Origin of the sequence: Levilactobacillus brevis (assembly GCA_021383565.1) — a bacterium.
Lineage (GTDB): Bacteria > Bacillota > Bacilli > Lactobacillales > Lactobacillaceae > Levilactobacillus > Levilactobacillus brevis_B.
Window position 1 is genome coordinate 924,017 of record CP079699.1, and the last position, 13,295, is coordinate 937,311.

A 13,295-nucleotide genomic window follows, 5' to 3' on the forward strand; every position below is an offset into this window, starting at 1 on the left:
TCTAAATGGTTTTAAGCTAGCTAAACCTAATTTTTGAGGCTACTAGTAGCCCTAGTTCGCCAAATCTGGCGAACGGTAAGGCGGCCAGCACAGACTATGATGGCTGAAAAGCTAAAAGACTAAAAAGACCAGCCGCTAGCTGGTCTTTTCGGTAAGCTAGTCGATGTCTTTAAAGAGAATTTCCACAGTGCTTGCGACTTCATCCTTAATAACTTCGACCGTTTCACCAGTCTTTCTGATCTTAATTTCAACGATACCCTCGCCGGCCTTCTTGCCGATGGTAATCCGAACTGGAATTCCCATCAGGTCGGAATCGGCAAACTTAACACCGGGACGTTCCTTCCGGTCATCGGTCAAGACCCGATAGCCTTTGGCCGTCAACTGTTCTTCCAGTTCATCAGTCAAGTTGGCTTGGTCTTCCTTCTTCAGGTTGACTGGAACCAAGTGAATGTCAAATGGCGCGATGTTTCGTGGCCAAACCAGACCGTTTTCATCAGCTTGTTGTTCCGCAATCGCGGATAACAACCGACTGACCCCGATCCCATATGACCCCATGACAACGGGCTTCTGCCGGCCGCCTTCGTCCAGTACCGTGGCGCCTAATGCGTCGGAGTACCGCGTCCCCAGCTTAAAGATGTGTCCAATTTCAATTCCCTTGGTGAACTTCAGGACACCGGCGCCATCTGGTGACAAGTCACCGGGCTGCACTTCACGGAAGTCTGCGTAGTCGTCCACTCTGAAGTCGCGACCCGCGTTGGCGTTGACGTAATGGTAACCGTCCTCATCGGCACCCACGGTCACGTTGACCATGTCACCCACGTATTGGTCGGCCAGAATCTTAACGTCTTCGCCCACACCAACGGGACCTAGGGAACCAAAGTTGGCCCCCAAGAATTCCTTGGCTTGGTCCGGCGTCGCAGGATCTAAGAAGTCGGCGTTCAGGTAGTTCTTCAGCTTGGTCTCGTTGACGGCGTGGTCGCCGCGAACCAAGACCATGACAGGTTGATCATCGGCGTCCACGTACTTAGCCACGTACAGCATGCTCTTGACCAACGTTGACGGCTTAACGTCCAGGAACTCGGCGACTTCATCAATCGTCTTGGCTCCTGGTGTCGCAACCTTTTGCAGTTCCTCGGGTTGCGCGTGCGACTTCTTACTGATGAAGAGGCTGCGGGCCATTTCCAAGTTAGCGGCATAATCAGAAGAGTCGGAGTAAACAATCGTGTCTTCACCCACTGGCGCAATGGCGGAGAACTCCTTGGAATCCTTACCACCCATGGCACCACCGTCACCTACGATGGCCCGGTAGTTTAAGCCCACCCGATCAAAGATGTTCTCGTAGGCGTGTTCCATCTGGCTGTAAATGCGATCCAGGTCTTCATCGTTGATCGTGAAGGAATAGCCATCCTCCATGATGAACTCGCGGCCCCGGAGTAAACCGTAGCGTGGACGGTCTTCGTCACGGTACTTGGGTTGGATTTGGTACATCACCAACGGCAACCGCTTGTAGGACTTGATGGCATCACGCACCAACATCGTGAAGGTTTCTTCATGCGTGGGGCCCAGGATAAAGTCGCTATCGTGACGGTTCTTCAGCTTAAATAAGTTGGGGCCGTACGTCTCGTAACGTCCGGATTCTTCCCACAATGAGGCGGGTAAGATCGCTGGCATCAGGGTTTCCACGGCGTCAATCTTCGCCATTTCTTCCCGAATGATCTTTTCGATATTTTCCAGCACCCGGTAAGCCAGGGGCAAGTAAGCGTAAACCCCGGCAGTCACTTGGCGAATGTAGCCCGCCCGCAACATCATTTGGTGGCTCAAGGCCTCCGCGTCATTGGGTACTTCCTTAAGCGTCGGAATGAGTAATTTCGATTGTTTCATAGTCAAATATTCCCTTCTCGTTACATCCCTATTTTACTAGTGAATAAAGTAGCGTTCGATGTCGTTCCAAGTAACCAGTAACATCAAGATTACCAGAAAGCCGACACCCACCAGCGTAATCCCCGCTTCCACGTTCTCAGAAAGGGGCTTACGCCGAATCGCCTCAATAAAGTTCAATAATATTTTACCACCATCTAAGGCTGGAATTGGTAGTAAATTGACAATTGCCAAGTTAATTGAGAGAAAGGCCAGGAAGTTCAAAACACCGACCAGGCCAAACTGCGTCGCTTGGGAGGTCGTGGCAAAGATGGCCACTGGTCCCCCCAGGTCGTTTAGACTAAAGTGCCCGGATACCATGCTCCATAGGGCGCCAAACAACGCCTTGGTCATCGTCCAGGTCTGGGTGAAGCCGGACGCTAGAATCGGCCCAATCTGCTTATTCTGGGCCTGAGTAATACCGATCATCCCGACCGTCTTACCGTTGGACTTCTCACCCTTTGGCGTCAGAGTCAACGTTTTTTGCGTCTTGCCCCGTTGAATCACAACCTTGGTCGCCTTATTGGCCCGTGGTTGAATGGCGGTGCTTAAGGCCGTCCAGTCCTTGGTCTGCTTACCATTGACCGATAAGATCTTATCGTTGGTCTGAATCCCGGCCTTCTTGGCCACGGAGACCGGAGAGCTGGCGACTTGCACCTGATTGGTTCCCATCGCCACGCCACCCTGAACGAATGACATCAGCATAAAGGTCACAATGGCCAGAATGATATTGTTCATGGGACCAGCAAAGTTGGTCATCAACCGCCGGCCTAACGATGCCGACTGGAACTGCACATCCTTGGGCGCAATCTGAAGCTCGGTGCCATCCGTTTCAATGATGGTGGCATCGTGGGCGACCGGATAGCGTTTCACCTCGGACTCATCGCCGTTCTCGTAGCCCTCAATCCAGAGTTCATCCTCCAGATCGGACCCGGTAATTTCGACCGGAATCCCGTTAAACAACGTGGACTTCTTGCTGGCGTTAATGCGCTCAACCTGATCATTTTTTCCCAGATACAGGCTAACTGGCGTCCCGGGCTGAATTTCATCTTCATCATCTTCGGCACCGGCCATACGCACGTAGCCCCCAACGGGTAATAGCCGAACGGTATAGGTGGTGCCATCCTTCCCCCGCCGATAAAACAGCTTGGGGCCCATGCCAATGGAAAATTCTCGAACCAGAATCCCGCCGCGCTTGGCAAAGTAAAAATGACCAAACTCGTGGACAATGACCAGAATCCCAAAGACGATAATAAACGTAATAATCGTGGTAATCACAGCTGTCGTCCCTTCTACTGTTCGTCTTAATTTTCATTTTTCACTGCTACCTAGCATACTCTAACCACCCTAGATGGCGCAAGCGAACAGCAGGCGTTAAATTAACCCGAACAAATGAATGACGGGGAGAACCAACAGTAAACTATCAAACCGGTCGAGGATACCACCATGGCCGGGCAAAATCTTACCGGAATCCTTGACGCCATAGTAGCGTTTCAAGGCGGATTCGACCAAGTCCCCGAACTGACCCACGATAGAGAAGATCAGGGTCAAGATAATCATGACAATCAGGCTGTAATGGCCGATTGGGAAGAAGTACCAGAAGACACTCCCAACAATCGTAGCCACCAGCGAACCGCCGATTGAACCTTCCCAGGTCTTGTTGGGACTGATGTGTGGCGCCAACTTGTGCTTACCCAGCTTTCGGCCGATCATGTAGGCCCCAGAGTCCGTGGTCCAGACGATAAATAGCGCGTATAACAGGGCCACCAAGCTCACTGCCCGTGCGGCAATAAAGAAGTGGAATCCAATCCCAATGTAGAGCATGCTCAGGGTAATCATCCCGGCATCATCAAAGGAAAAACGATTCTTGGAAACCACCGTCCGTAGCAGTAATAAGAGGACAAACAGGTAGACGATGTACCACGGGTCTAAGAAGTGAGGTAAATCCACCCACCACCCCTGTGGCGCGATCACCAAGAGAATCCCGATTCCGGAAATAATGGCTTCCGGACTCACTAACAATTTCTTCCGCATAATTAAGACTTCTGATAAGGCCACTAACCCTAAAGCAAAGGCGGCAATGTCGATCCAAATGTGCCCCGCAATGATGATGGGGATAAAGATAATTAAGGCGACAACCGCCGTGATAACCCGTTGTTTCATGTTATAAATTCCTCGATTTCCTTATTTTTGATCAGCAGTTGGCGTCAGCCCGCCAAAGCGCCGGTGACGTTGCTGATACGTATAAATTGCCTGTTCTAGCGTGGTTTGGTCAAAGTCCGGCCAATGTTCCTGCATGAACACAAACTCACTGTAGGCGACCTGCCAGAGCATGAAATTCGATAGCCGTTCCTCACCACTCGTGCGAATCAGCAGGTCGGGGTCGGCCAAGTCGGCTAAGTCCCCGGTCATCAGCTGCTGGCCGATGGTCTCTGCCGTAATCTCGTCGGCCGTGAGCTGCCCTGTGCGCACCTGTTCGGCCAGTCGCTGCGTGGCCGTCACAATCTCGGCACGCCCTCCGTAGTTCAGCGCAAAGTTCAGCACCATACCGGTACAATCGGCCGTATCGGCAATCGCATCACGAACCGCCTTTTGCGTTGCTGCCGGCAGTTGATCCGTGTAGCCCATGACCTTGACGCGAATATTATTCTTGACGAGGTCGGGGACGAAGGTCCCAAAGAAATCGACCGGCAACTTCATCAGGTAGTTCACCTCGGTCGAGGGCCGCTTCCAGTTCTCGGTCGAAAAGGCATAGAGCGTTAACACCTTAACGCCCAAATGGCTAGCCGCCTTGGCCACCGTCTTCACGGTATTCATCCCCTGCTTGTGGCCAGCAATCCGTGGCAAATGCCGTTGCTGCGCCCAGCGCCCATTGCCATCCATGATAATCGCAATATGGGCGGGAATATTCTGCTCATCTAATTGGCGCTCCGTGACCTCGCCAGTGGCTTGATCCTTATTTAAAAATGAAAACACTGCGCACCTCCGTTGGTTCTTCATCCTGTACAATCTTTCAACGATCGTCTGACCGATACGTTCGTGACCGCTGCGAGTCACTCGTCAGTTGATCTCTACAACCTCTCATCATAACAAAAAAAAGGCCGGGAAACTATCCCGACCCCCAAATTGAGCAAATTCTTTAAGTTTACGCGACTACTGGATCAAGCGCCATTCGCCACGCTTGGCGTCTACCAACGTGCCAAAGTAGCTTAATAAGTTGTTGGCATCATCGGCACTGACTTGGCCTAAGAGGTTGAGGCCTTCACCCGTTGGCAATGGATCTGAAAGATCGGTAATTTCGTTGCCATTTTCAATCGTTGCCTTGGAGAACGCAACGATCCAGTCGTCCCCAATTAATTGGGTGACCACGAAGAACAGGTTGAAGTCATCGCTGACGAAGGCTGGTTGGGCGTAAACGCCGTCTTGAATCTGTTCCAGTTCAGCCCCGTTGTAGTTCAACACGGAGAGGTTTTCCGCGTTAACCGGGTTGTTCAACCGAAAGACCATCTTACCGAATTCTTCGGTACCCGGGGTGATTTCAACGTTATCTTGGTTATTTTGGTTATCTTCTGCCATTTTAAAGCGCTCCTTACTCAGTTGGATTAGTCGGTTAAGACTTCTTTTTCCTTATCTGCCGCAATGGCATCAACGCCCTTGATGGCCTTGTCCGTAACCTTCTGAACTTGGTCTTCCAAGTTGTGAAGATCATCGTCGGTGTAGTCGCCATTCTTATGGCCCTTCTTGACGCTATCCATCGCGTCACGACGGACGTTCCGCACGGCAACCTTGCCTTGTTCAGCCGTAGCCTTAACCTGCTTAGCGATCTCCTTACGCCGTTCCTCGGTCAGTTGTGGAATCACTAACCGGATGGCCGTCCCGTCGTTGGCTGGCGTGATCCCCACGTCAGATTCCAAGATACCCTTTTCGATATCTTCGAGGGCAGACTTGTCATAAGGCGTTACCATTAAGACCCGTGGTTCTGGAATGGTGATGGAGGCCACTTGGTTCAGCGGCGTCTGGGCACCATAGTATTCCACCATGACCCGGTTCAAAATACTTGCGTTGGCCCGGCCGGCACGAATTGTTCCCAATTCACGCTTTAAGGCGTCTTCGGCCTTTTTCATCCGACTCTGTGCATCTGTAATAATTTGATCTGCCATATCTATTTACCCCTAACTGTGGTCCCGATATTTTCGCCTTCAACCACCTTGCGAATGTTGCCACTCTTGTTGAGATTGAACACGACAAACGGGATATCATTATCCATCGAAAGTGAACTAGCCGTGGTATCCATCACGTGCAGGTCCTTGTTGATAATATCCAACTGCGTCAACTGGTCAAACTTAACGGCATCCGGATCCTTGTTTGGATCGGCTGAGTAAATCCCGTCGACCCCGTTCTTAGCCATTAAGATAGCATCCGCGTTGATTTCTGCCGCCCGTAAAGCAGCGGTCGTATCCGTGGAGAAGTACGGACTACCCGTACCCCCCGCGAAGATAACGACGCGTTCCTTTTCCAGGTGGCGGATGGCCTTCCGCCGAATATACGGTTCGGCAATCTGCCGCATCTCAATAGAAGTCTGAACCCGCGTTGGGACCCCAATTGACTCTAAGTTGTCTTGCAAGGCTAACGCGTTCATGATGGTGGCTAACATCCCGATATAATCGGCCTGTGCCCGTTCCATGCCCATTTGCTCGCCAGACACGCCACGCCACATGTTACCGCCACCAACCACAATAGCGATCTGAATGCCCAACTTATAGACACTCTTAACCTCTTCCGCTACGGTTTTAATCACCGGCGGATTAATCCCAAAACCCTTGTCGCCGGCCAAAGCCTCGCCACTCAGCTTGAGCATAATCCGTTTATACTTTACGTCCGCCATTGTGTTTCCTCCTATTGTATTCTGACAATAATTCTATCATATTCCCGGGACTAGTGATAGTCACGGCGCATGAATTACCGCATTTCGTTTAAAAACTCTAACAAAAAAGCGTAGTTTCCCACCGGAATCTACGCTTTTTACTGAAATTAGCCGTTAATTTGGTCGTTAACTTCCTTGGCCAGGTCACTCTTTGGCTTTTCGATACCTTCGCCAACTTCGTAACGGACAAAGTTAACTAACTTGCCACCCTTGCTGGCAACGAATTGGCCAACAGTTTGGTCGCCATCCTTAACGAATGGTTGGTCAGCTAAGCTGATTTCGGATAAGAACTTGTGCAAACGGCCTTCGACCATCTTTTCAACGATCTTTTCAGGCTTGCCTTCGTTCAAAGCTTCTTGCTTCAAGACTTCACGTTCGTGAGCCAAACGATCAGCTGGAATGTCGTCCTTAGAAACGAATTCTGGGTTGATTGCGGCAACGTGCATGGCAACGTCCTTAGCAGTGGCTTCATCAGCACCGTCTAAGACAACAACGGCAGCGATTTGGCCACCTTGGTGTAAGTAGGCACCAAAGACTTGGTTGTCGGTCTTCTTAACCACGGCGAAACGACGTAATTGAACGTTTTCGCTGGTAACTTGCGTCGTCTTAACAATGGCTTCGTTGATGGTTTCGCCATCGGCCGTCTTCAAGGCTAAAGCCGCATCCAGGTCAGCTGGTTGTTGGTCGGCAATCGTGTTGGCTACCGTGTCAACTAAGGCGTTAAACGTGTCGTTAGTCGCCACGAAGTCAGTTTCGGAGTTCACTTCGATGATGGCTGCCGTGTTGCCCGCAACCTTCACACGTGCTAAACCGTTAGCAGCAACGTTGCCGCTCTTCTTCTTGGCCTTGGCAATACCCTTTTCACGCAGGAAATCGATGGCCTTGTCCGTGTCACCATCAGAAGCAACAAGGGCCTTCTTAGCATCCATCATCCCAACTTGGGTTTTGTCCCGTAATTCTTTAACTTGTGCCGCAGTGATTTTGCTTGCCATGTGTAATGGCCTCCTTTTATTAATGCATCTATTTCCGCAAAAAAGACTGACTCAATCTCAGGCCATTATCGGTCCTAAACATTAAGCCAGCCTAAGGTGCTTTAAATCTTATATTTGGAAAGTGTCAGAACTGACACCTTGCATTTAATTACTTGTTGTCGCCTTCAACGGCGTTAACGATGTCTTCCATCGAGTTGTCAGAAGCAGGCTTGTCGCCCTTCTTGTCAGCTGACTTCTTGCCTTCGAAAGTCTTTTCGTCAACTTGGTCTTCACCCTGACGGCCTTCAACGATAGCGTCAGCCATCTTAGAAGTGATCAAACGAACGGCACGGATAGCGTCATCGTTAGATGGGATAACCACGTCAATTTCGTCTGGGTCAGTGTTCGTATCAACCATAGCAACGATCGGAATGTTCAACTTTTGTGCTTCGTGAACAGCGATTTGTTCCTTGCGAGGGTCAACGATGAACATAACGTCAGGCAACTTAGGCATATCTTCGATACCGCCTAAGAACCGTTCCAACTTGTCTTGAGACTTCTTAAGTAAGGAAACTTCCTTCTTAGGAAGAACATCAAAAGTCCCGTCAGTTGCCATCTTCTTCAGATCTTTAAGACGCTTGATCCGCGTTTGGATGGTTTCCCAGTTGGTCAAAGTCCCACCTAACCAACGGTGGTTAACGTAGAATTGACCAGCACGGGTAGCTTCTTCTTCGATAGAATCTTGTGCTTGCTTCTTAGTCCCAACAAACAGAACAACGGCGCCCTTAGCAGCTTCGTCCTTCATGTAGTTGTAAGCAGCGTCAATCAACTTCACCGTCTTTTGCAAGTCGATGATGTAGATACCGTTACGTTCCGTAAAGATGTATTGCTTCATCTTTGGGTTCCAACGACGGGTTTGGTGACCAAAGTGGACACCGGCTTCGAGCAGTTGTTTCATTGAAATAACAGCCATGATAAAATGCCTCCAAATAGTTTTTGATTTCCTCCCCCACGCTCAATTGACCCGAGAACTCGCAAGCGAGCACCCCTCAGACCATCACGCGAGGTGTGAATTGGCGCATACGCACCGAAAGTTATTATACAAAACTACGGGCGCTAACACAAGGAAAACTTGGGAAAAGTTGTGATTTCAGGGGGATTCAACGAAAGCTGTCGCGGTGAACTTACGGCGATCATCGGCCAACGTGCCGTCCTTCGCCGAACGATACCAGCCACCAACCCCCGTCTCATGGGATTTTGTAACTTAATCTTGCATGCTTAACCACCCCAACCATCAAACTCACGTTGCTTTTATTTCTAGTTATGGTAAACTGCTTAGGCATAACTGAGGAGGAAACGAATATGATTAAAGCGGTCGTCTTCGATGTCGATGACACGCTCTACGATCAAAAAGCGCCCTTCGAGGCCGCGCTTGCGCCGATTTTAAATTTACCGCAAGATTTTGATCTTAATTTGACCTTCCAGACTTACCGTCAGCAAAGCGCCGAGGCCTACGCCCAAGTAGCTAGTGGACAGTGGTCGCACCAGGAAATGGCCGTTAAGCGGCTCAACACCGCGCTTTTAGCTCAACACCTGCCCACCGTGGATACCGGTTCAGCGTTAGACTTTCAACGTGCCTACACCACCGGCCTGCGTCAAATCAAGTTATTTCCCGGACTGGAGACAGCCCTGGATCAACTTAGCGAGCAGTACCAGTTGGGAATTATCACAAATGGCAAGACGGACTCTCAGCTGGCCAAAGTCATGCAACTCCAGATGCACCGATGGATGACTAGGGAAGCCATCGTCACCTCGGAGGAAGCTGGACTGGCCAAGCCGGATCCTAAAATCTTCACGTTGATGAACCGTAAACTTAACTTGCGGGCGAGTGAAGTCGCTTACGTCGGTGATAATTACACCATGGATGTCAAGGCCGCCAAACAGGCCGGCTGGCATGCCTTTTGGTTCAACCACCGCAACTTAGAAATTCCTGATCGCCAGTGGATTCCCGATCAAACCGTGACGGATTCCTTCGAGCTTCAGGACTTATTGCTGGCCCTCACTGTGGCCTGCTCATAAGCTTATTCTTTTCAGATAAAGGGGGGGTCGCGCAAATTGCGCGGCCCCTCCTTTTTGCTTCAATTTAATTTGGCACCGTTGTCCGGTACATGACCGGCAACGCAACACCTACCTGATGGCCTCACGTTGACGCAAGGTTCACAATGCTCGCGATTTTCGCTAGCATTGTCGCCAGCTTCTCACAAGGAAACATCCCCACACTAGGCGAATCGTCGGCGCGGTAACCCGTGAACCGCATTCATTTACTTAACGAAATCCCCCGCTAAAAGGCAACCTCATTCTCGGCCTTGCCTGTTTCAATCAATTGTTTGTTGTTATTCAAAGCGAATTGCACCATGTTCTTGACAGCCGTCCGGGTGTAGAACGCGATGTGGGGACTGACCAAAACATTCTCCCGCTTCATCAGGTTCTTCAACCGTTCGTCCGGAATAGCGTCAAAACTGCCAAAGTCGGCGTTAAAGATACCCACTTCGTCTTCGTAAACGTCCAAGGCAGCCCCAGCTACCTTGCCGCTATCGAGGGCCCGAATCAAGGCATCCGTATCAATCAGTGCCCCCCGGGCTGGGTTCAAAATCCAGACGCCATCCTTCATCTTGCCAAAGCTCTCATCGTTGAGCATGTGGGCGTTATCCTTTGTCGCTGGCGCATGCAGTGAAATCACGTCGGCTTGTGCGTACAGTTCATCCAACGTATCCACGTAGATGCCCTGCTTCTCCAACTCCGGATTGTGGAAGACATCGTAGGCAATGACCTTTGCGCCAAAGCCTTGGTAAATCTTCATTGCGGCCCGACCAATCCGACCAGTGGCCACAACCCCCACCGTCATCGAGTTAAGCTCATCGGCGATGTCTGGGGCCCAGCGCAAGTCTCCTTGGGCCTGCTTGCGGTCAAAGGTTGGTGTCCGGCGCAGTAACCGCATTAGTTGGGTCACGGTAAATTCGGCAATGGCTTCTGGGGAGTAAGCAGGCACATTGGTGACCTTGAAGCCGTTACGTTTAACCGCATCCGCATCAACGTTATCAACCCCGACATTTCGTAAGGATAAGTTCGTCACCCCATTGGCGGCCAACTTGTCGAGTACGGCCGCCGTATACGGCTTTTGTTGGTAAACCACTGTACCATCGTAACCTTTAGCGAGATCAACCGTTGAATCGTCCAACAATTCGCTAACGGCCTTCACGTCGATCCCTTGATCCCGGGACCATTCTTCTAAGTAAGGGCGTTCATCGTCACGGATACCATAAGCAATAATTTTCACAATAAGTTCCTCCTTCACTTGTCTGAAAAACATCATTTACTACCCGCCATCAGTTTACCATAATCCCCGTTATTTCAGGGGGAAAACGCCTATTTTTCTAGGGAAACCCCCTGTGACTTTAAAAACTGAATTTTCTTCTTTCGCGTCTGGTGTTTAAACGCCCATTCCGCGTGTAGGGCGTCATGTTTACTCGTGAATTCTTGACTAAAGAGCACCTTCAACGGGCGGTGAACCTTTGTGTATTTAGCCCCCTTACCGGCTAGGTGGGTGGCAAACCGTTTGGCAACATCCGTGGTGAACCCGCCATACAGCGACTGGTCCGCACACAGGAGCACGTAGAAATAATAAGTCTTAGTCTGTGCCATAGAGTAACGCCTTCACTTCTGGAGTATAGTTTCCCTGTTGATCGTACACCGTCAACGGGGCCAATAAACGCAGTCCCCCGGGCTTTCCGTCCTTAATGGCCTCGACGAGAACCATGTTGGCCTCCTTGCCCGGCTTGGGATGGACCAATCGAATGCGTTTGGGCGCCAAGCGATGCGTCGCCATCAGATCGAGCAGTTGTAAGAGACGGTCCGGCCGGTGAACGAAGTAGGCCTTGCCGTTCATCTTGAGTAGGCCGCTAGTCGTCGCCACCACGGTTGCCAGGTCCGTGGTAATCTCATGACGCGCAATCGCCAAGTATTGATTGGGATTCTTCTGACTAGCCGGCAAGTCCTCGAAGTATGGCGGATTACAGGTCACCACGTCTACCGAGTCCTTGGGGATCCACTGGTTCACCTGTGCCAGGTCCCCCTCGTACACGGTCATCCGGTCATCCAACTGATTCAATGCCACGCTTCGACACGCCATGTCGGCCAGCCGTGGCTGGATCTCAACCTCGGCAATTTTACCGCGGGTCTGATGACTCATGAACAATCCCACGGCCCCGTTGCCGGCGCATAGGTCGACGGTCTGGCTGGTCTGGCGTGGCGGTAGCTTCGCAAAGGCCGCCAGTAGCACGGCGTCTAGGGAAAAGGCGAAGACCTCGGGGCTTTGGATAATTTGAATATCTTGACTGTAAAGCTGGTCAATTCGTTCGCCCGGCTTTAATTCTGGGGTCGTCACACGCCCCACCTTCTTTCATTTTTCGTTAAGATTACTTGCAACCCCCGCCGTTTTTTTGCATACTAGATGCATTAGATTCACTGCGAGAGGAGCACAACCTATGTTTTATTCGTTTCTGCGGAACGTTATCCGCGTTATCCTATTTATCGTAAACGGGAAGGCCAAATACCTCAACCGTGAAAAATTACCCGATGGACCGTATGTTCTGGTTGGCCCACACCGGACTTGGTTTGACCCCGTCTACTTTGCGTTGGCGGCCAGTCCCCGTAAGTTCAGTTTTATGGCCAAGGAAGAGCTGTTCCAAAACTCCATTTTCCGATGGCTACTCTACCATGTCAATGGTTTTTCGGTAAATCGTGACCATCCGGGCCCTTCCGCCATTAAAACCCCCGTCCGGATTCTACGGAAAGGTGAGCTTTCTTTGATCATGTTTCCGTCCGGTTCCCGGCACTCCCAGGAACTCAAGGGAGGCGCGGCCGTCATCGCTAAGATGGCCAAGGTGCCGCTGGTCCCCGCCGTCTATCAGGGCCCGTTGACCTTCAAACGGTTGTTCTCCAGAAAGCGCGTCACGGTGGCCTTCGGCGATCCCATCACCATCGACCGTAAATTAAAGTTGGACGAAGCCGGTCAGGCCGATATCGAGCAACAGATGCAGGCCGCCTTCAACGCCCTAGATAAGCAGATTAACCCCAACTTCGAATACGTCGATGTCACCGGGGAAAAAGAACACGAAAAAGAAAAACATGACTAAAACACAAAGACCGTTTCACCTATCGCCAATTGATAAGTGAAACGGTCTTTGTGTTTGTCAGGCGTTTGGCCCCAAATTTTTCCAACGCTGGTATTCCCAATTTAGATAGCCGGAATGGATGCCAGCAGGTCGCCAGTTCCACTTAAAACTGATGACCCAACCAGCCAAAATCAGGAATGATTCGACCAGTGCTCTTAGTCCCACTCTCCAACTTTTAAAACTTTTTGGGCAAAACGTGCAACAAATCATGGTGAAAAAACATTAGTAGTAAGTAGAGGACCAATTTCC

Annotated in this window: 14 protein-coding genes; 2 read left to right on the forward strand and 12 right to left on the reverse strand. The window is 50.7% G+C overall.

Annotation, left to right across the window (positions count from 1 at the left end; translation table 11 throughout):
- Positions 1-156 precede the first annotated feature (156 nt).
- From KB236_04365 to rpsB, 9 genes are all read right to left on the reverse strand, one after another.
- A complete protein-coding gene (locus KB236_04365; GenBank protein ID UIF29971.1) occupies positions 157-1,881 on the reverse strand; it encodes a proline--tRNA ligase in 1,725 nt (574 codons plus the stop codon).
- A gap of 36 nt (positions 1,882-1,917) precedes the next feature.
- Positions 1,918-3,195, reverse strand: coding sequence for an RIP metalloprotease RseP (rseP, locus tag KB236_04370; protein ID UIF29972.1), 1,278 nt, complete (start codon positions 3,193-3,195; stop codon positions 1,918-1,920).
- A gap of 96 nt (positions 3,196-3,291) precedes the next feature.
- Positions 3,292-4,080: a phosphatidate cytidylyltransferase gene (locus KB236_04375; protein UIF29973.1), complete on the reverse strand. Its 789-nt coding sequence runs from the start codon at positions 4,078-4,080 to the stop codon at positions 3,292-3,294.
- Between the two features lie 21 nt (positions 4,081-4,101).
- Positions 4,102-4,893, reverse strand: a complete 792-nt coding sequence (locus KB236_04380) for an isoprenyl transferase (GenBank protein UIF29974.1) — start codon at positions 4,891-4,893, stop codon at positions 4,102-4,104.
- 177 nt (positions 4,894-5,070) lie between these two features.
- Positions 5,071-5,493: a hypothetical protein gene (locus KB236_04385; GenBank protein ID UIF29975.1), complete on the reverse strand. Its 423-nt coding sequence runs from the start codon at positions 5,491-5,493 to the stop codon at positions 5,071-5,073.
- 26 nt (positions 5,494-5,519) lie between these two features.
- Positions 5,520-6,083, reverse strand: coding sequence for a ribosome recycling factor (gene frr, locus KB236_04390; protein UIF30288.1), 564 nt, complete (start codon positions 6,081-6,083; stop codon positions 5,520-5,522).
- On the reverse strand, positions 6,080-6,802 hold the full coding sequence (gene pyrH, locus KB236_04395; GenBank protein ID UIF29976.1) for a UMP kinase: 723 nt from the start codon (positions 6,800-6,802) through the stop codon (positions 6,080-6,082). Before pyrH ends, frr begins: the two co-directional genes overlap by 4 nt.
- Positions 6,803-6,948: 146 nt before the next feature.
- Positions 6,949-7,833, reverse strand: coding sequence for a translation elongation factor Ts (tsf, locus tag KB236_04400; GenBank protein ID UIF29977.1), 885 nt, complete (start codon positions 7,831-7,833; stop codon positions 6,949-6,951).
- Positions 7,834-7,981: 148 nt separating this feature from the next.
- On the reverse strand, positions 7,982-8,785 hold the full coding sequence (gene rpsB / locus KB236_04405) for a 30S ribosomal protein S2 (GenBank protein UIF29978.1): 804 nt from the start codon (positions 8,783-8,785) through the stop codon (positions 7,982-7,984).
- A gap of 389 nt (positions 8,786-9,174) precedes the next feature.
- Between rpsB and KB236_04410 the strand changes: the two genes are divergently transcribed.
- On the forward strand, positions 9,175-9,891 hold the full coding sequence (locus KB236_04410; protein ID UIF29979.1) for an HAD family hydrolase: 717 nt from the start codon (positions 9,175-9,177) through the stop codon (positions 9,889-9,891).
- Between the two features lie 262 nt (positions 9,892-10,153).
- On the opposite strand, the gene KB236_04415 is transcribed toward KB236_04410, so the two are convergent.
- The 3 genes from KB236_04415 to KB236_04425 form a co-directional block, all read right to left on the reverse strand.
- Complete coding sequence (locus tag KB236_04415; protein UIF29980.1) at positions 10,154-11,149, reverse strand: D-2-hydroxyacid dehydrogenase; 996 nt, start codon at positions 11,147-11,149, stop codon at positions 10,154-10,156.
- An 89-nt stretch (positions 11,150-11,238) separates the two neighbouring features.
- The gene (locus KB236_04420) at positions 11,239-11,514 is read right to left on the reverse strand and encodes a GIY-YIG nuclease family protein (GenBank protein UIF29981.1); all 276 of its coding nucleotides are present in this window, start codon (positions 11,512-11,514) and stop codon (positions 11,239-11,241) included.
- A complete protein-coding gene (locus KB236_04425; GenBank protein ID UIF29982.1) occupies positions 11,501-12,256 on the reverse strand; it encodes a tRNA1(Val) (adenine(37)-N6)-methyltransferase in 756 nt (251 codons plus the stop codon). The genes KB236_04420 and KB236_04425 overlap by 14 nt, the downstream gene beginning before the upstream one ends.
- Before the next feature lie 100 nt (positions 12,257-12,356).
- On the opposite strand from KB236_04425, the gene KB236_04430 reads away from it, so the two are divergent.
- The gene (locus tag KB236_04430) at positions 12,357-13,007 is read left to right on the forward strand and encodes a 1-acyl-sn-glycerol-3-phosphate acyltransferase (protein UIF29983.1); all 651 of its coding nucleotides are present in this window, start codon (positions 12,357-12,359) and stop codon (positions 13,005-13,007) included.
- Positions 13,008-13,295 lie beyond the last annotated feature (288 nt).